This is a genomic window from Streptomyces sp. NPDC033174, from assembly GCF_055577795.1.
Genome location: NZ_JBVIPQ010000002.1, coordinates 758473 through 776024, shown reverse-complemented (window position 1 = coordinate 776024; position 17552 = coordinate 758473). Strand labels below are relative to the sequence as shown.

The following is a 17552-nucleotide window of genomic DNA, read 5'->3' as shown; positions in this document are numbered from 1 at the left end:
GATGGTGGTCGGGTGACGTTGGAGGACCTGGTCCGGCTGCGCCGGGCACGTGACCGGATGGATCGCGACTACGCGATGCCGCTCGACGTTCCGGCGCTGGCGCGGACCGCCCTCATGTCGCCGGGCCACTTCTCCCGCAGCTTCCGCGCCGCCTTCGGGGAGACGCCGTACAGCTACCTGATGACGCGCCGGATCGAGCGGGCCAAGGCGCTGCTGCGGCGGGGCGACCTGTCGGTGACGGAGGTCTGCTTCGCGGTCGGCTCCACCTCGCTGGGGTCGTTCAGCTCGCGGTTCACCGAACTGGTCGGCGAGAGCCCGAGCGCGTACCGGGCCCGCAGCCATGACGAGGGCGCGGCCGTCCCGGCCTGCGTCGCCAAGGTTCACACGCGACCGGTCAGGAATGGAGAAGCCAAACCGGCGCCCCCGACCGTAGCGTGAAACGCATGGACATCAAGCTCTCACAGTGCTTCATCGCCGTCGACGACCATGACAAGGCGCTCGCCTTCTACCGCGATGTGCTCGGTCTCGAAGTGCGCAATGACGTCGGTTTCGAGGGGATGCGCTGGGTGACCGTCGGCTCGCCCTCACAGCCGGACGTGGAGATCGTTCTCGAGCCGCCGCTCGCGGACCCGAACGCCTCGGCCGCCGACAGGGAAGCCATGGAGGAACTGCTGGCGAAGGGCCTGCTGCGCGGCGTCATCTTCGGCACCGACGACTGCGACGCCACCTTCGAGCGCATCCGCGCCGCCGGTGGCGAGGTCCTGCAGGAGCCGATCGATCAGCCCTACGGCGTCCGCGACTGTGCCTTCCGCGACCCCTCCGGCAACATGCTGCGCTTCACCCAGCCCCGCGGTCGGTGAGCTCCGGTCCCGCCGGCCGGGCGCTGCCCCGCCGGTGGGACCCCGCGCCGCGTCGAGGCCCGACGCGAGTGAACGAGATGCCCGGCCGCGAGCTGATGCGCGACGCCGACGCCAGGCCGCGAACGCGGTCCCACCTCACAGATGGAGAGACGATGAGCAAGGCCGCGAGGACGGACCGGCAGTCGGCCGCGCCGCAGGGTGCCGACAGCCACGATCTGATCCGCGTGCACGGCGCGCGCGTGAACAACCTCAAGGACGTGAAGGTCGAGATCCCGAAGCGGCGGCTGACGGTGTTCACCGGCGTCTCCGGCTCGGGCAAGAGCTCGCTGGTGTTCGGCACGATCGCCGCGGAGTCGCAGCGGCTGATCAACGAGACCTACAGCGCGTTCGTGCAGGGCTTCATGCCGACCCTGGCGCGGCCCGAGGTCGACGTACTCGAAGGTCTGACGACCGCGATCATCGTCGACCAGCAGCGGATGGGCGCCGACCCCCGCTCCACGGTCGGCACGGTCACCGACGCCCACGCGATGCTGCGCATCCTCTTCAGCCGGCTGGGCGAGCCGCACATCGGCTCGCCGCAGGCGTTCTCCTTCAACGTCGCCTCGGTCCAGGCGAGCGGGGCCTTCAAGGTCGACCGCGGCGCCGACAAGACCAAGACCGTCAAGCGGACCTTCACCCGCACCGGCGGCATGTGTACGCGCTGCGAAGGCCGGGGCGCGGTCTCCGACATCGATCTCTCCCAGCTCTACGACGACTCCAAGTCGCTCGCCGAGGGCGCGTTCACCATCCCCGGCTGGAAGTCGGACAGCTTCTGGACCGTACGGGTCTACGCGGAGTCGGGCCTCCTCGACCCGGACAAGCCGATCCGCAAGTACACCAAGAAGGAGATGCAGGACTTCCTCTACCGGGAGCCGACCAAGGTGAAGGTCGAGGGCGTGAACCTCACCTATGAGGGGCTGATCCCCAAGATCCAGAAGTCGTTCCTCTCCAAGGACCGGGCGGCGATGCAGCCGCACATCCGTGAGTTCGTGGACCGGGCGGTCACCTTCAGCACCTGCCCGGAGTGCGACGGCACCCGGCTCAGCGAGGCCGCCCGGTCGTCACGGATCGGCAGGATCAACATCGCCGACGCGTGCGCGATGCAGATCAGCGACCTGGCCGAGTGGGTCCGCGGCCTCGACGAGCCGTCCGTCGCGCCACTGCTCGGCGCGCTGCGGCAGACGCTCGACTCGTTCGTGGAGATCGGCCTCGGCTATCTCTCCCTCGACCGGCCCTCGGGCACGCTGTCGGGCGGCGAGGCGCAGCGCGTCAAGATGATCCGCCACCTCGGCTCCTCCCTCACCGACGTCACCTACGTCTTCGACGAGCCCACCATCGGCCTGCACCCCCATGACATCCAGCGGATGAACGACCTGCTGCTGAGGCTGCGGGACAAGGGCAACACCGTGCTCGTCGTGGAGCACAAGCCGGAGACGATCGCGATCGCCGACCATGTCGTCGACCTCGGCCCCGGTGCCGGTACGGCGGGCGGCACCGTCTGCTTCGAGGGCACCGTCGAGGGGCTGCGGACCGGCGGCACCGTCACCGGCCGCCATTTCGACGACCGCGCTGCCGTCAAGGAGACGGTGCGCAAGCCCACCGGCACGCTGGAGATCCGCGGCGCGACGACACACAACCTGCGCGACGTCGACGTCGACATCCCGCTAGGGGTGCTCGTCGTCGTCACCGGCGTCGCCGGCTCCGGCAAGAGCTCGCTCGTTCACGGGTCGCTGGTCAACGGTTCGGGGGCCGCCGGCGCCGATGTGGTGTCGGTCGACCAGGGTGCGATCCGCGGCTCGCGACGGAGCAACCCGGCGACGTACACCGGGCTGCTCGACCCGATCCGCAAGGCGTTCGCGAAGGCCAACGGCGTGAAGCCGGCGCTGTTCAGCGCCAACTCGGAGGGCGCCTGCCCCACCTGCAACGGCGCCGGCGTCATCTACACCGACCTGGCGATGATGGCGGGCGTGGCCACCACGTGCGAGGAGTGCGAGGGGAAGCGGTTCGAGGCATCGGTCCTCGACCACCACCTCGGCGGCCGCGACATCAGCGAGGTGCTCGCGATGTCGGTGACCGAGGCCGAGGAGTTCTTCGGCACCGGCGAGGCGCGCACGCCCGCCGCGCACCGCATCCTCGGCCGGCTCGCCGACGTCGGGCTCGGCTACCTCACCCTCGGCCAGCCGCTGACCACGCTGTCCGGCGGCGAGCGGCAGCGGCTCAAGCTGGCCACCCACATGGCCGAGAAGGGTGGCGTCTACGTCCTGGACGAGCCGACCGCGGGCCTGCACCTCGCCGACGTCGAGCAACTGCTCGGCCTGCTCGACCGGCTCGTCGAGTCCGGCAAGTCGGTCATCGTCGTCGAGCACCACCAGGCGGTGATGGCGCACGCCGACTGGATCATCGACCTCGGCCCGGGCGCCGGCCACGACGGCGGCCGAATCGTCTTCGAGGGCACCCCCGCCGACCTCGTCGCCGCCCGCTCGACCCTGACGGGGGAGCACCTGGCGAAGTACGTGGGGAACTGACCGCACAGGGCAGCGGCGGGCGGGGCCGGTCGGGGCGCCAGCCGCGCGAGGTGCGGGCCGCGCGGGGCCGGGCGGGGCCGGGGGCGCATCGTACGAGGCCGCCCTACTCCCGCTCCCGCCCCTCCCCCGTCGCCTTCAGTGCCAGCCACAGCTCCATCCGGACGTCCGGGTCGTCCAGGGAGCGGCCCAGGATCTCCTCCACCCGGCGCATGCGGTAGCGCAGGGTGTGGCGGTGGACGCCGAGGTCGGCGGCCGCCGCGTCCCACTGGCCGTGGCGGGAGAGCCAGGCGCGCAGGGAGGCGACCAGGTCGCCGCGGCCCGTGGCGTCGTGTTCGTGGAGGGCGCGGAGCATCCCGTCCGCGAAGGCGCGGACAGCGTCGTCAGCGAGGAGGGGGAGGACCGATCCGGCGGCCAGTTCCTCGTGCTCGACCAGGGCGCGACCCCGGCGGCGGGCCACCGAGAGGGACTGTTCGGCCTGCTTGTAGGCGGCTGCGGTCGCGATGGGGCCGGCCGGTGCGGAGAGGCCGATCACCACGCCCGCCTCCTCCGCCTCCTGCTCGGCGTACGCGTCGCACGCGGTGACCACGGCTCCCCCGTCGCCCGCGAGGACGACGAAGCGTTCGTCGCCCTCCGGCACAGCCAGTACCGCTTCCCCGGCGCGCGCCGCCGCCGTCTCCAGGGACTCGGCCAGCGCCGGGAGGGGCGCCTCGGCCGACGGGTCGCGTTCCCCGGCGGCCTCGGCGATCAGCAGCCGGAACGGCGCGTCGAGCAGCTCGCCGTAGAGGTCGCCCGCCACCGCCCGGGCGTGGTCCGGCTGGCCGGAGAGCATCATCCGCAGGACCGCCGCGCCGAGCCGCTGTTCGGCCGCCTGAAGGGAGCGGGAGCGTTCCGTGGTGAGCGTGAGCAGCGCGATCGCGGAGTGCACGGCGTACCGCTCGGCCGTGCCCAGCGGCGCACCCGTGCCGACGGCCAGGGCGCCGCGCACCCGCCGCCCGGTGCCCAGGGACTGGAGCTCAACCCGGTCCTCCGTGCCGCCGACGACCGCGCTGGCCGGGGCGGGCCGCTCGCGCAGGCGTTCCACGTCGCTGGTGAGCCGGGCCGCCCGCCGCGCCGCCCATTCCGGTGATGCCGCGAGGACCGCGCCGGACGTGTCGTACAGCGCCGCCCAGCCGTCGACGTGCGCGGCCAGCCGGGCGACCACCGCGTCCGGCCCCTCCGCCAGCGCCGCCCGGGTCATTTCGCGCTGGGCCTCGAACCCGGCGGTCACCGCGCGGTACTGGTCGGCGGCGATCGCAGCCGACACGGCCTTGCTGATCGCCAGGAACGGTGTGCGCCGGGGCACCTCGAGCAGCGGCATGTCCTGCTCGCGCGCCGCGTCGACGAGGGCCTGCGGGATCGCGTCGTAGTTGACGCCGATGGCGAAGCCGATGCCGACGACCCCGGCACCGGCGAGCCGCCGGACGTAGCGGCGCATGGCCTCGGGGTCCTCGGCATGGAGTTTCATGGCCGTGACGAGGAGGAGCTCGCCGCCTTCCATGTACGGCGTGGGGTCCTCCAGCTCGCTCACATGCGCCCAGCGGACGGCGGTGCCGAGGCGGTCCTCACCGGCGCGCACGGTGAGTTTGAGCGCGGAGTGCTGGACGAGCGAGGCGAGCGTGGGCGGCATGGCACCGTCGGACCTTCGGCTGGGGATTTCGCCGTCCCGTATGAACGGCGTACCCCGATTCTGCCAGGGCGTACGGGTCGGTGGCGCGGCAGGCGCTCAGCCCCGCAGGTCCACCAGCAGCGGCGGGGTGTGCTCGCCCCGGACGTTCGTCAGCGACAGCACGGCGTGACCGGCGGGGACGTGGTGGGCCAGGTCGGAGGCCGACCAGCGCTGCCGCTCCACCTCCCGGACGGTGACGGCCTCCGCGGTCGCCGCCTTGCCGGTGACCAGGCGCCGCATGAAGTGCAGCGCCTTGGTGAGGGGCTCGTCGGAGATGATCTGCCGGTTGGTGACGTCCCGGGTCTGCACCCATTCGGTCCCCCAGGTCTCGGCGAACCGGCCGCCGTCCCACGGCGCGAGCCCGGCGAACGCCATCCGGCAGCCGACCGCGCCGAGCAGCGGCCCGCGCAGCGCCTCCGGTACGTCCTCCAGGCTGCGCAGGGCGAGGACGACCCCGGCGTGGACGGAGCGCAGACGCTGGAGGGCGCGTACGGAGTCGGCGGTGACGGTGTAGGTCGCGTCGTCCAGGACCAGGCAGGCGAAGAGGGACCGGTCGCCGCGGGTGAGTGCGGCCTCGGCGAACTGCGCGAGGAGGAGGCGGGAGACGATCCGGGACGCCTCGGCGTGACCGCGCTCGGGCAGGTCGATCCGGACCCGCAGCGGGTGGGAGATGGTGCGCAGCGAGAACTGGCCCTCGGGGGCGTCCGTGCGGAAGAACCGGGCGAAGGCGGGTCGGTCCAGGAAGGCGATGCGCTCGGCGAGCAGCACGCCGATGTCGTCGCCGCGGTCCGACTGCCGTGCTCGGGCGTCGAGTTCACGCAGCTGGGCCGGGTCGTCGGCGACGGCGGCGCGGAGCCGGGCGAGGGCGTCGGGCGACCCGCCGAGGAGCTCCCGCAGCTCGGGCACGGCCGGGAAGCGGCCGTGGGCGGCGCGGTGGGGGCCGATGAGCTGGGCGAGCGCGGTGGCGGCCCGGCGGCTGTCGGTGACGAGATCTCCCACGAGCGCCTCGGCGAGGATCCGGGCGGCCTCGTCGGGGTCGTCGGCGCCGCCGTACAGATCGAGGTCGTGGGTGGAGTCGGCGCGGCCGACGGACACGACGACGTCGAAGGCGGCGTCGGGGGCGAGGGCGGTGCCCTGCGCGGTGACGGCGATGACGGCGGCGCGGTTGGCGAGCGCCTGAAGGCAGAGCGATTCGACGACGGGCCGCACGAGCCGCACGGTCTTCCCGGACCCGGCGGGCCCGACGGCGAGCAACGAGGTTCCGAGAAGAGAGGGCTCGAGGGCGACGCCGGTGGTGCGGCGGGCGTAGGGGTTGCGTTCGCCTGCGGCAGCGGTGCCGATCTTCACTTGGTGGACGACCAGGTCATGGCGGGCCGTCCGTACGGGCAGGTCCCGTTCACCCGAGGGATGAGCGAAGGCGGCTGCGCCGTGACGCAGGGCCGCGTCGACGAACGGGCCCAGTCGGGAGGGGTTCGCTTGCACCGAGTGCCACGCACGACGGATCCGGGCGAAGTCGACATCGTTCATCCGGCCGGAGCGTGCTTCTTCGGCCAGCCGGTCGGCGACGGCCGACTGACCCGCCGCACGCAGTTCCGGCCACTCCGCGCGGTCGGTGGTCGAGCCGGCCTGAACGGAGGGCTCCGCCCGGGGTGGCTTGTGACCGGGGCGGCCGTAGCCGATCAGGGGTAGCAGGTACCTGCGGCCCACCTCCGTCCAGCGGCCGAGGCGGCCGAAGAAGACGAGAAGACCGACGACCATCAAGATGTCGACGATTCCGCCGATGATGCCCTTGCCGACCGCGCTGTCGGTGAGCATGACCAGCGCGCCCGCCCAGAAGTGCGGGTCCAGCCAGTACGGGATGTAGTAGTTGACGTAGAGCGACCAGAGCAGCCATGCGGCGAGGAACGAGATCAGCGCACCGCTCAGCAGCTGCCGCCCGGGCACTTGTTCTGGCTCCTCCACCGGTCGGGGCACGTACCCCTGACGCCAGGTGCCCGGCTCCGCCTCCGGCCGGGAGATGCGCAGCCAGTCCACGAGCGAGGCCCCGTGCGAGGGGGCCGGCGCATGGGTGGGCACAGGTGGCGCCGCAGGCGGTCCCGCAGGGCGCGGCACGGGATTGGCGCGCGTGCCATGCGATTCGTACATGCCGTCGGTGTCCATGAACCCCTGCCCCCTGACCTGCCGGGTCGCGCGTCTGTGCCTCGGTCAATCTAGTGCGGTTCCGCGTGCGGAGGCCCGATTTGCCGCCACACCCGGGGCCTGCGGCCCCACCCCGCACCCCCTCTATGTCCGCCGCGGACAACGACACACCCGCACCACTCCCGAACGGAGCATGCCCACCCCCCACCGCCGGACCTAACCTGCGAAAAGAATCCCTGAAAGCGTCCGGAAACACCCCCAGGAGCCCTCATGAGCGCAATTCCGCAGGAGCGCCGCGTCGTCACCGCCATTCCCGGCCCGAAGTCGCAGGAGCTTCAGGCCCGTCGTCTGTCCACGGTCGCGGGCGGCGTCGGCTCCGTGCTCCCCGTCTTCACGGCGCGCGCCGGCGGCGGCGTCATCGAGGACGTGGACGGCAACCGCCTCATCGACTTCGGCTCCGGCATCGCCGTGACCTCCGTGGGCGCCTCGGCCGAGGCCGTCGTGCGCCGGGCCTCCGCCCAGCTGCAGGACTTCACGCACACCTGTTTCATGGTCACGCCGTACGAGGGCTACGTCGAGGTCTGTGAGGCGCTCGCCGAGCTGACCCCGGGCGACCACGCCAAGAAGTCCGCGCTGTTCAACTCCGGCGCCGAGGCCGTCGAGAACGCGGTCAAGATCGCTCGTTCGTACACCAAGCGCCAGGCCGTCGTCGTCTTCGACCACGGCTACCACGGCCGTACGAACCTCACGATGGCTCTGACCTCGAAGAACATGCCGTACAAGCAGGGCTTCGGGCCGTTCGCGCCCGAGGTCTACCGCGTCCCGGTGGCGTACGGCTACCGCTGGCCCACTGGCGCCGACAACTGCGGCCCCGAGGCCGCCGCGCAGGCGATCGACAACATCACCAAGCAGATCGGCGCCGAGAACGTCGCCGCGATCATCATCGAGCCGGTCCTCGGCGAGGGCGGCTTCATCGAGCCGGCCAAGGGCTTCCTGCCGGCGATCGTGAAGTTCGCCAACGACAACGGCATCGTCTTCGTCGCGGACGAGATCCAGTCCGGCTTCTGCCGCACCGGCCAGTGGTTCGCGTGCGAGGACGAGGGCATCGTCCCGGACCTGATCACCACCGCCAAGGGCATCGCGGGCGGTCTGCCGCTCGCCGCCGTGACCGGCCGCGCCGAGATCATGGACTCCGTGCACGGTGGCGGCCTGGGCGGCACCTACGGCGGCAACCCGGTGGCGTGCGCCGGTGCGCTCGGCTCCATCGAGACGATGCGGGAGCTCGACCTCAACGGCAAGGCCAAGCGCATCGAGGAGGTCATGAAGGGCCGCCTCACGGAGATGCAGAAGAACCTGCCGAACGGTTCGATCATCGGTGACATCCGCGGCCGCGGCGCCATGGTCGCGATCGAGCTGGTGAAGGACCCGGCGACCAAGGAGCCGAACCCGGAGGCCGCCGGCGCGCTGGCGAAGGCCTGCCACGCCGAGGGCGTGCTGGTCCTGACCTGTGGCACCTACGGCAACGTGCTGCGCTTCCTTCCGCCGCTGGTCATCGGCGAGGACCTGCTGAACGAGGGCCTGGACGTCATCGAGAGCGCGTTCGCCACGATCTGACGCCCTGTGTGAAGAAGCTGTGGGGGGCCGATGGCGGGATGGAGATCCGGCTGTCGGTCCCCCTTTCTCTGCCGTACGGTTTTTGCAGATGAGAGAAACACCCCGCTCGCAGGAGACTGCGGGCGACCCCAGGCCGGAGCATCCCCAGCCTCGTCCTGACCGTGCCCTCGCGCACACCACCGGGGCCCTGGGCTCCGGAACTCCTCACCGATCGGATGGCCGCCCGCCCCACACCCCCCGGGGCGCGCGGCAAACCGGTCAAGCCGGCCGTCTCGGAACCTCCCCCCCTGTTCCGGGGCGGCCGGCTTACTTCCCGGTCCTTCTCGGCCTCTGCGCCGTCCTCTTCGCGCTCACGACCTGGCAGGTCGTCGTCGAGGGACCTCTCGCCCGGCTGGACGAACGCGCCGGTCACGCCCTCGTCGGCCGCGTCCCGCCCCGGCTCACCGAACTCGGCGCCGACCTCGGCAGTATGGCCGTCGCCCTTCCCGTGCTGACGGCCGCTCTCGGGTACGCGATGTGGCGCGGGCGCCGTCTCCAGGCGCTGTACGCGGCCCTCGCGATGGCCCTCGTCCCCGCCCTGGTCGTCCCCCTCAAGCTGCTGACCGACCGGCCGGGCCCGCTCACGGCCGAGACCGGCTATTACCCGTCCGGCCACACGGCCACCGCGATGGTGGCGTACGTCGGCGCGGCGCTGCTGGTCGACAGACGACTGATGCCCCTCGCCGCGTTCCTGACGGCGGCGACGGGCATCGGCCTGGTTCTGCGCGGCTACCACTGGCCGCTGGATGTGGTGGGGAGCCTGCTCCTGTTCGGGGCGGTCCTGCTGGTCAGCTCCAGGGGTATGCGTCGAAGTTCCCGGAGAACTCCCAGGCGTTGAACCGGTCCCAGTTGATGGACCAGGTCATCAGTCCGCGCAGCCCCGGCCAGGTGCCGTGCGTCTGGTACGAGCCGCAGTTCGTCTTCCTGGTCAGGCAGTCCAGCGCCTTGGTGACCTCGGCCGGGGCCGTGTGCCCGTTGCCCGCCTGGGTCGAGGCCGGCAGGCCGATCGCCACCTGGTCGGGGCGCAGGGCGGGGAAGACCCGGTCGGTGTTGCCGGCGACGGGGAAGCCGGTGAGCAGCATGTCCGTCATGGCGATGTGGAAGTCGGCGCCGCCCATGGAGTGGTACTGGTTGTCCAGTCCCATGATCGGGCCCGAGTTGTAGTCCTGGACGTGCAGCAGGGTGAGGTCGTCGCGCAGGGCGTGGATGACCGGGAGGTAGGCGCCGGCGCGCGGGTCCTGACCGCCCCAGGGGCCCGAGCCGTAGTACTGATGGCCGAGCTGGACGAAGAAGGTCTCGGGGGCCATGGTCAGCACGAAGCCGGGGCCGTACCTGGCTTTGAGCGTCTTCACCGCCGAGATCAGGTTGACGATCACCGGGCTGGTGGGGCTGCGGAAATCCGTGTCACCGGTGTTCAGGGACAGGGAGTGGCCCTCGAAGTCGATGTCGAGGCCGTCGAGACCGTACTCGTCGATGATCTTCGCGACGGACGAGACGAAGGTGTCGCGGGCGGCCGTGGTGGAGAGCTGGACCTGGCCGTTCTGGCCGCCGATGGAGATGAGGACCTTCTTGCCGGCGGCCTGCTTGGCCTTGATGGCGGCCTTGAAGTCGGCGGACGACTCGACGCCCGGGCATTCGGTGGCGGGGCAGAGGCGGAAGCGGATGTCCCCGGAGGTCACCGAGGTGGGCTCGCCGAAGGCGAGGTTGATGACGTCCCAGGAGTCGGGGACGTCGGCCATCCGGGTGTAGCCGGAGCCGTTGGCGAAGCTGGCGTGCAGATAGCCGACGAGCGCATGGGCGGGCAGACCGGGCGTCGGGGTGCCGCCGCTCCTGGTCGTGGCCGTGACGGCGGCGGACTTCGGGGATTCGCCGGCGCTGTTGGTGGCGGTGACCTGGAAGGCGTACGAGGTGGCGGGGGTCAGTCCGGTGACGGTCGCCGAGGTCCCGGTCACCGTCAGGGTCTTGGCGCCGCCCTTGTAGACGGTGTAGCCGGTGGCGCCGGGGACGGCCGACCAGGAGAGCGGGACGGATGTGGAGGTGGGGGTGCCCGCGGTCAGTCCGGCGGGGGCGGCCGGTATCTGGACGGGGTCGCCGCCCGGGCCCACCAGGGTGAGGTCGTCGGCGTGGTAGGCGGGGGTGCCGTACCAGCCGTGGGTGTAGATCGTCACCGAGGTCGTCGAGGCGCCCGTGGTGAAGGTGGTTGTCAGCCGCTGCCAGTCGGGGGCGGACTGGGTCCAGGTGGAGACGTCGGTGGTGCCGGTGCCGGAGGCCCCGAGGTGGACGTAGTCGCCGCGCACCCAACCGCTGAGCGTGTAGGCGGAGTTGGGCTTCACGGTGACGGTCTGCGAGCACCGGGCGTTGTCGCTGCCCGCCGGGGTCGCCCGGAGCGCCTTGGTCCCGCCGCGTACGGGTGTGGAGACGACGGCTCCGCTGCCCGCCGTACAACTCCAGCCGTCCAGGCCGGATTCGAAGCCGCCGTTGCGGGCCAGGTCGGTGTCAGCGGCGTGCGCGCCCTGGGTCGAGGCGACGAGTCCGCCCGCGGCGAGGACGGCCGCCGCGGCGACGGCGAGAGGTCTGGTGCGGTCCACAACTGCCTCCGGGAGTGGGGGAATCGGGGGAGCGCGCCACAGCATGGTCCAGACCAATCAGGTGGTCAATACCTCTGGTGGTTCACCTGCCTCCCTCTCCCCTTTCCTCACGGGCCAGTTGGCCCGCGGCCTCGTGCATCGCGAGCTCCAGCAGCGCGGCGTCGGTGAGGGTCCCGGTGCCGTCCGGCGGCACCAGCCAGCGCACTCCGCCGGTGGCCCGGCCGGGGTAGGGGACGACGATCCAGGTCCCCCGGCCGGCGCTGCGCACACCGGTGCCGAGCCAGCGCGCGGCCGTGCCCGGGGGAACGAAGAAGCCCATTCGGGCGTCGCCGAGGTCGGCGAGGACGGGGCCCGGCCGGTCGACGAGCCGGGCCAGTACGTCGAGCGTCGGACCCCCGAGCCCGCCCGGCAGGATGAGCACGTCCCAGCGCCGGCCGGCGGGCAGCAGCGCGACCCCGAGGGGGTTGCGCTCCCATTCCCACCGGCAGGCGTCGGGATCCGGTGCCACCGAGACGAGCCATTCCACTGCGGTCTTGGCCCCCGGACCAGTCATTGCCAACGGCCTCCATTCCATGTGCGGACGGATGCGTCCACACGGGGAGAGCGGGGTTGGCGTCGATCATTACGCGGGTTGGGGCCACGCGTTGGGGGTGAACCGGGTCATATCAAGATCAGCGGGTGTACGCCCCCGGCGCACACCCGGCTCGACCGGCCCGGCCATGCCTGCCCAGGGCCTGTCTTTCGGATCCTGCCGGGCTCGCGTGCCCTGATCCGAAAGGCGAACCCCAGTGCTGTGACCGGGAACCTTGCCGGGTTGCTCGTTGTGCTGGGTGCCATGGAGGCGTTCGACACGGGGCGGCGGTTAGCCGATCCCTGGAAGCTGAAAGGGGTTGCCCTCTTCCCCCGCGATACGGTGCTGCGATGTCTCGATCAGTCGAAACCGGATCAGTGTTGTCTCCCGTCACCGCGGACGACGTCGACCTTGCCGTGCGGCTCGCCGTAGGCACCCTTCGGGACGCACCCGCGGAGGGGTGGGGCGGTAAGGCCGGTTCGCTGGAGTGGGACTGCTGGGAGACCGCCGAGCACCTCGCCAACGACCTGTTCTACTACGCCGTGCAGCTGGGGCCGCAGAGCCCGCCGCTGGACACCCATGTGCCTTTCGCGTTGAGCCGGAAGAGGCCGGACGGACCCGCGGTCTTCCTCTTCGCGGACCGTGATGCGGGTCCGTCCGGCCTGGTGCAGGTGCTGGAGGCGTGCGGCGCGCTGCTGGTCGCCATGGTGCGTACCACGCCGCCCCGGGTCCGCGCCCACCACGCCGCCGGGGTGTCGGACCCCGAAGGCTTCGCGGCGCTGGGGCTGCAAGAGACGCTGGTACACATGCACGATCTGGCGGAAGGCTTCGGGCTTGCCTGGACCCCGCCCTCCGCTCTCTGCTCGCGGGTGCTCGCCCGTCTGTTTCCCGAGGCTCCGGGCGGCGCGGATCCCTGGCTCACCCTGTTGTGGGCCACCGGCCGCGCCGAACTGCCGGGGCACCCTCGTCTCACCACGTGGCGCTCGGACAGCACACCGCGGTCATAGGAGCGGACCGGCCTCAGCCGCGGCCAGGCTGATGATCGTGCCCCTACCGCGGCGAGAGCACACCGGGCCACCCGTCCCAACCGGCAACCCGGGGAACCTGTGCGGTCACGGCACTAGCTGTCGAACCCGAGACCGAAACGGTCCATCGTCCGCAGCCAGAGATTGCGCCGGCCGCCCCGCTCGTCGGCGCGGGCCAGCGACCACTTGGTGAGCCCGATCCCGGCCCAGGCGATCGGCTCGGGCGGGAACGGCAGCGGCTTGGAGCGGACCATCTCAAGGGACGTACGCTCCGTCCGCTCCCCCGACAGCAGATCGAGCATCACATCGGCGCCGAAGCGGGTCGCGCCGACGCCCAGGCCCGTGAAGCCCGCGGCGTACGCCACCTTCCCCGCGTGCGCCGTCCCGAAGAAGGCGGAGAAGCGGGAGCAGGTGTCGATCGCGCCGCCCCAGGCGTGGCTGAAGCGGAGGCCCTCCAGCTGCGGGAAGCAGCGGAAGAAGTGCTCGGCGAGCTTCAGATACGTCTCCGGGCGGTGGTCGAGCTCCGCGCTGAGGCGGCCGCCGAAGGGATAGATCGCGTCGTAGCCGCCCCACAGGATGCGGTGGTCGGCGGTGATGCGGAAGTAGTGGAACTGGTTGGCGCTGTCGCCGAGGCCCTGACGGTTCTTCCAGCCGATCGACGCGAGCTGCCCCGGGCTGAGGGGCTCGGTCATGAGCGCGTAGTCGTAGACCGGGACGGTGTACGCACGCACCCGCTTGACCAGCGACGGGAAGACGTTCGTGCCGAGCGCGACCCGGCGGGCGAGCACCCGGCCGTAGGGGGTGCGCACGGCCATTCCCGAGCCGTTCGCCACGAGGTCGAGGCCGCGGGTGTTCTCGTAGATCCGTACGCCGAGGCCGAGACACGCCCGCTTCAGGCCCCACGCCAGCTTCGCCGGGTCGACCATGGCCACGCCCCGGCGGTCCCACAGGCCCCCGAGGAACGTCGGGGAGTCGACCTCGGCGCGTACGGCCGCGGCGTCCAGGAGCTCCAGGCCGTCCGCGAGACCGAGGCGCTCGGCCTCCTCGTACATCTCGCGGAGCTCGTCGGCCTGGTGCGGTTCGGTGGCGACGTCGATCTCGCCGGTCCGCTCGAAGCCGCAGTCGATGCCGTAGGAAGCGACCGCCGCCTCGATGGCGTCGAGGTTGCGCGCGCCGAGCTCCTCCAGCTTCGCGAGTTCGCCCGGCCAGCGGGCCAGCCCGTTGCCGAAGCCGTGGGTGAGGGACGCGGCACAGAAGCCGCCGTTGCGGCCCGAGGCGGCCCAGCCCACCTCGCGCCCCTCGATCAGTACGACATCCCTCGCGGGGTCGCGCTCCTTGGCGAGGAGCGCGGTCCACAGTCCGCTGTAGCCGCCACCGACGACCAGCAGGTCGCAGCGCTCGGTGGTGGTCAGTGCGGGCAGGGCGCCCGGCTTGCCCGGGTCCTCCAGCCAGAAGGGGACGGGCTGGGCGTCGGAGAGCGATTGTGCAGCAGTACGCATGGCAGCTGGGGCCATGGTTTCCAACTCCTTCAGAACCTACTCAGGGTGTCGCTGTCTTCTTGCGCCGGTTGCCGGCCAGCTGGCCGACGACCACCACCAGTACCGCGATGACGAACATCGCCGTACCGATGACGTTGATCTGCACGGGTGTACCGCGCTGCGCCGATCCCCACACGAACATGGGGAAGGTCACGGTCGAGCCCGCGTTGAAGTTGGTGATGATGAAGTCGTCGAACGAGAGCGCGAAGGCGAGCAGCGCACCTGCGGCGATGCCGGGCGCGGCGATGGGCAGGGTGACCCGCAGGAAGGTCTGCGCCGGCCCCGCGTAGAGATCCCGCGCGGCCTCCTCCAGACGAGGGTCCATGGACATCACCCGCGCCTTGACGGCGGTGACGACGAAACTCAGGCAGAACATGATGTGGGCGATCAGGACCGTCCAGAACCCCAGCTCGGCACCCATGTTGAGGAAGAGCGTCAGCAGTGAGGCGGCCATGACGACCTCGGGCATCGCCATCGGCAGGAAGATGAGCGAGTTGATCGCGCCGCGCGCCCGGAAGCGGTAGCGGACCAGCGCGAAGGCGATCATCGTGCCGAGGAGGGTCGCGCCGACCGTCGCCCATGCGGCGATCTGGAGCGACAGGGTGAGCGAGCCGCACATGTCGGCGACGCCGCAGGGGTCCTTCCAGGCGTCCAGGGAGAACTCCTGCCACGCGTAGTTGAAGCGTCCCTTCGGCTTGTTGAAGGAGAACACCATCACGACGACGTTCGGCACGATCATGTACGCGAGCGTCAGCAGGCCCGCGATGACGACCAGGTTCTTTCGCAGCCAGGGCATCAGACCAGGTCCTCCGTTCCCGCTCGGCGGATGTAGACGGTGACCATGAGCAGCACGATCGCCATGAGGATGAAGGACAGCGCGGCGGCGGTCGGGTAGTCCAGGACCCGCAGGAACTGCGACTGGATGACGTTGCCGACCATCTTGGTGTCGGTGGAGCCGAGGAGCTCGGCGTTGACGTAGTCGCCGCTCGCCGGGATGAAGGTGAGCAGCGTGCCCGAGACGACGCCCGGCATGGACAGCGGGAACGTCACCTTGCGGAAGGTGGTCGCGGGCGACGCGTAGAGGTCGCGCGCGGCCTCGTGCAGCCGTCCGTCGATCCGCTCCAGAGAGGTGTAGAGCGGCAGGATCATGAACGGCAGGAAGTTGTACGTCAGACCGCAGACGACCGCCATGGGGGTGGCGAGCACCCGGCTGCCCTCGGTCCAGCCCAGCCAGTTGGTGATGTCCAGGATGTGGAGCGTGTCGAGGACGCCGACGACGGCGCCGCCGTCGGCGAGGATCGTCTTCCACGCCAGCGTGCGGATCAGGAAGCTGGTGAAGAACGGCGCGATGACCAGTACCAGGACCAGATTGCGCCAGCGGCCCGCCTTGAAGGCGATCATGTACGCCAGCGGGTAGCCGAGGAGCAGACACAGCAGGGTGGCGGTGCCGGCGTACAGCAGGGACCGGATGAACTGCGGGTAGTACTCCTGGAAGGCGTCCCAGTACGTCTGGAAGTGCCAGGTGACCGCGAAGCCCTTCTCCAGGGAGCCGGTCTGCACGGAGGTCGAGGCCTGGTAGATCATCGGCAGCGCGAAGAAGACCAGCAGCCACAGGATGCCGGGGAGCAGCAGCCAGTACGGCACGAGCCGCTTGCGGGTGGGCGCCTTGCGCACCACGGGGGCCGCCGCCTCGGGGGGTGTCTCGGTGATCGTCACGCGCCGTCCTCCACCTTTTCCACGCCCGCGTCGATGGCCTGGGCCGCGTCCAGGCCGAAGGTGTGCGTGGGGTTCCAGTGGAGGACCACTTCGGCGCCGGGGGTGAGCCGCGTGTCGCGCTCGATGTTCTGCTCGTACACCTGCAGCCCGCTGCCCGCGGGGCTGTCGACGACGTACTGCGTGGACACCCCGATGAAGGAGGAGTCGACGATCCGGCCGGTGACCCGGTTGCGTCCGTCGGGGATCGCGCTCGCGTCGTCGGCGTGAGCGAGCGAGATCTTCTCCGGGCGGACGCCCACCAGCAGCTTTCCGCCGCTGCGGGTGTCGCTGACCGACGCGCATCGCTCGGCGGGCATCCGCAGCTTGCCACCGCCCGCCGACACGACGATGTCGGCCCCGGCCTCGACGACCTCGGCCTCGATGAGGTTCGAGGTGCCGAGGAAGTTGGCGACGAAGGTGGTCTTCGGGTTCTCGTACAGGTCGGCGGGGGCGCCGAGCTGTTCGACACGGCCGCCGTTCATCACCGCGACCGTGTCGGCCATGGTCATGGCCTCCTCCTGGTCGTGGGTGACGTGGACGAAGGTGATGCCGACCTCGGTCTGGATGCGCTTGAGCTCCAGCTGCATCTGGCGGCGCAGCTTGAGGTCGAGGGCGCCGAGCGGCTCGTCGAGGAGGAGCACCTGGGGGTGGTTGATCAGCGCGCGGGCGACGGCGACGCGCTGCTGCTGGCCGCCGGAGAGCTGGTGCGGCTTGTTCTTGGCCTTGTCGCCGAGCTGGACGAGGTCGAGCATGTCGCCGACCTGCTTCTGCACCGACTTGACGCCGCGCCGGCGCAGGCCGAACGCGATGTTCTCGTAGATGTCGAGGTGCGGGAAGAGCGCGTACGACTGGAAGACCGTGTTGACCGGGCGCTTGTACGGGGGGAGGTTCGTGACGTCGCGGTCGCCCAGGAAGACGGTGCCGGTCGTCGGCTCCTCCAGGCCCGCGATCATGCGCAGCGTGGTGGTCTTGCCGCAGCCGGAGGCGCCGAGCAGCGCGAAGAAGGAACCCTGCGGAACGGTCAGGTCGAGCGGGTGTACGGCGGTGAAGGCGCCGTACGTCTTGCTGATCCCGGTGAGACGGACATCGCCGCCGGTGTTCGTGTCAGTCATGGGTGGTGATCCCAGATTCTTGGAGGGGCTGGCTGGAAGACG

At 71.1% G+C, this 17552-nt stretch carries 14 protein-coding genes; 6 read left to right on the top strand and 8 right to left on the bottom strand.

All coding sequences use genetic code 11. From position 1 onward, the window contains the following. Positions 1 to 12: 12 nt before the first annotated feature. The 3 genes from ACZ5VC_RS09810 (at position 13) to ACZ5VC_RS09800 (ending at position 3424) form a co-directional block, all read left to right on the top strand. Positions 13 to 438: a helix-turn-helix transcriptional regulator gene (locus ACZ5VC_RS09810; RefSeq protein WP_469119529.1), complete on the top strand. Its 426-nt coding sequence runs from the start codon at positions 13 to 15 to the stop codon at positions 436 to 438. Between the two features lie 5 nt (positions 439 to 443). Continuing rightward, positions 444 to 860 (top strand): VOC family protein, encoded by a 417-nt coding sequence (locus ACZ5VC_RS09805; RefSeq protein ID WP_469119528.1) that lies wholly within the window; start codon positions 444 to 446, stop codon positions 858 to 860. A 152-nt stretch (positions 861 to 1012) separates the two neighbouring features. Beyond that, positions 1013 to 3424 (top strand): ATP-binding cassette domain-containing protein, encoded by a 2412-nt coding sequence (locus ACZ5VC_RS09800; RefSeq protein WP_469119527.1) that lies wholly within the window; start codon positions 1013 to 1015, stop codon positions 3422 to 3424. Between the two features lie 103 nt (positions 3425 to 3527). Here the strand turns inward: ACZ5VC_RS09800 and ACZ5VC_RS09795 are convergent, their stop codons facing one another. After that, complete coding sequence (locus ACZ5VC_RS09795; RefSeq protein ID WP_469119526.1) at positions 3528 to 5090, bottom strand: PucR family transcriptional regulator; 1563 nt, start codon at positions 5088 to 5090, stop codon at positions 3528 to 3530. Between the two features lie 96 nt (positions 5091 to 5186). Beyond that, a complete protein-coding gene (locus ACZ5VC_RS09790; protein WP_469119525.1) occupies positions 5187 to 7289 on the bottom strand; it encodes a type IV secretory system conjugative DNA transfer family protein in 2103 nt (700 codons plus the stop codon). Between the two features lie 249 nt (positions 7290 to 7538). Between ACZ5VC_RS09790 and gabT the strand changes: the two genes are divergently transcribed. Next, complete coding sequence (gabT, locus tag ACZ5VC_RS09785; RefSeq protein WP_469119524.1) at positions 7539 to 8882, top strand: 4-aminobutyrate--2-oxoglutarate transaminase; 1344 nt, start codon at positions 7539 to 7541, stop codon at positions 8880 to 8882. Between the two features lie 88 nt (positions 8883 to 8970). Beyond that, positions 8971 to 9759 carry a phosphatase PAP2 family protein gene (locus tag ACZ5VC_RS09780; RefSeq protein ID WP_469119523.1) on the top strand — a complete coding sequence of 263 codons (789 nt, stop codon included), beginning with the start codon at positions 8971 to 8973 and terminating at the stop codon, positions 9757 to 9759. Here ACZ5VC_RS09780 and ACZ5VC_RS09775 read toward each other — a convergent pair. After that, positions 9710 to 11554 (bottom strand): chitinase, encoded by a 1845-nt coding sequence (locus ACZ5VC_RS09775; protein ID WP_469119601.1) that lies wholly within the window; start codon positions 11552 to 11554, stop codon positions 9710 to 9712. The genes ACZ5VC_RS09780 and ACZ5VC_RS09775 overlap by 50 nt on opposite strands. Before the next feature lie 37 nt (positions 11555 to 11591). Continuing rightward, positions 11592 to 12062 (bottom strand): hypothetical protein, encoded by a 471-nt coding sequence (locus ACZ5VC_RS09770; RefSeq protein WP_469119522.1) that lies wholly within the window; start codon positions 12060 to 12062, stop codon positions 11592 to 11594. A gap of 368 nt (positions 12063 to 12430) precedes the next feature. On the opposite strand from ACZ5VC_RS09770, the gene ACZ5VC_RS09765 reads away from it, so the two are divergent. Continuing rightward, entirely contained in the window at positions 12431 to 13087 is a 657-nt protein-coding gene (locus ACZ5VC_RS09765) for a hypothetical protein (RefSeq protein WP_469119521.1), read from the top strand. Between the two features lie 113 nt (positions 13088 to 13200). Here the strand turns inward: ACZ5VC_RS09765 and ACZ5VC_RS09760 are convergent, their stop codons facing one another. The 4 genes from ACZ5VC_RS09760 to ACZ5VC_RS09745 are packed head-to-tail and all read right to left on the bottom strand — an operon-like array spanning position 13201 to position 17510. Beyond that, positions 13201 to 14619: an NAD(P)/FAD-dependent oxidoreductase gene (locus ACZ5VC_RS09760; protein WP_469119520.1), complete on the bottom strand. Its 1419-nt coding sequence runs from the start codon at positions 14617 to 14619 to the stop codon at positions 13201 to 13203. Between the two features lie 25 nt (positions 14620 to 14644). Continuing rightward, complete coding sequence (locus ACZ5VC_RS09755; RefSeq protein ID WP_469119519.1) at positions 14645 to 15439, bottom strand: ABC transporter permease; 795 nt, start codon at positions 15437 to 15439, stop codon at positions 14645 to 14647. Next, positions 15439 to 16359, bottom strand: coding sequence for an ABC transporter permease (locus tag ACZ5VC_RS09750; protein ID WP_469119518.1), 921 nt, complete (start codon positions 16357 to 16359; stop codon positions 15439 to 15441). Before ACZ5VC_RS09750 ends, ACZ5VC_RS09755 begins: the two co-directional genes overlap by 1 nt. Continuing rightward, on the bottom strand, positions 16356 to 17510 hold the full coding sequence (locus ACZ5VC_RS09745) for an ABC transporter ATP-binding protein (RefSeq protein ID WP_469119517.1): 1155 nt from the start codon (positions 17508 to 17510) through the stop codon (positions 16356 to 16358). The genes ACZ5VC_RS09750 and ACZ5VC_RS09745 overlap by 4 nt, the downstream gene beginning before the upstream one ends. Positions 17511 to 17552 lie beyond the last annotated feature (42 nt).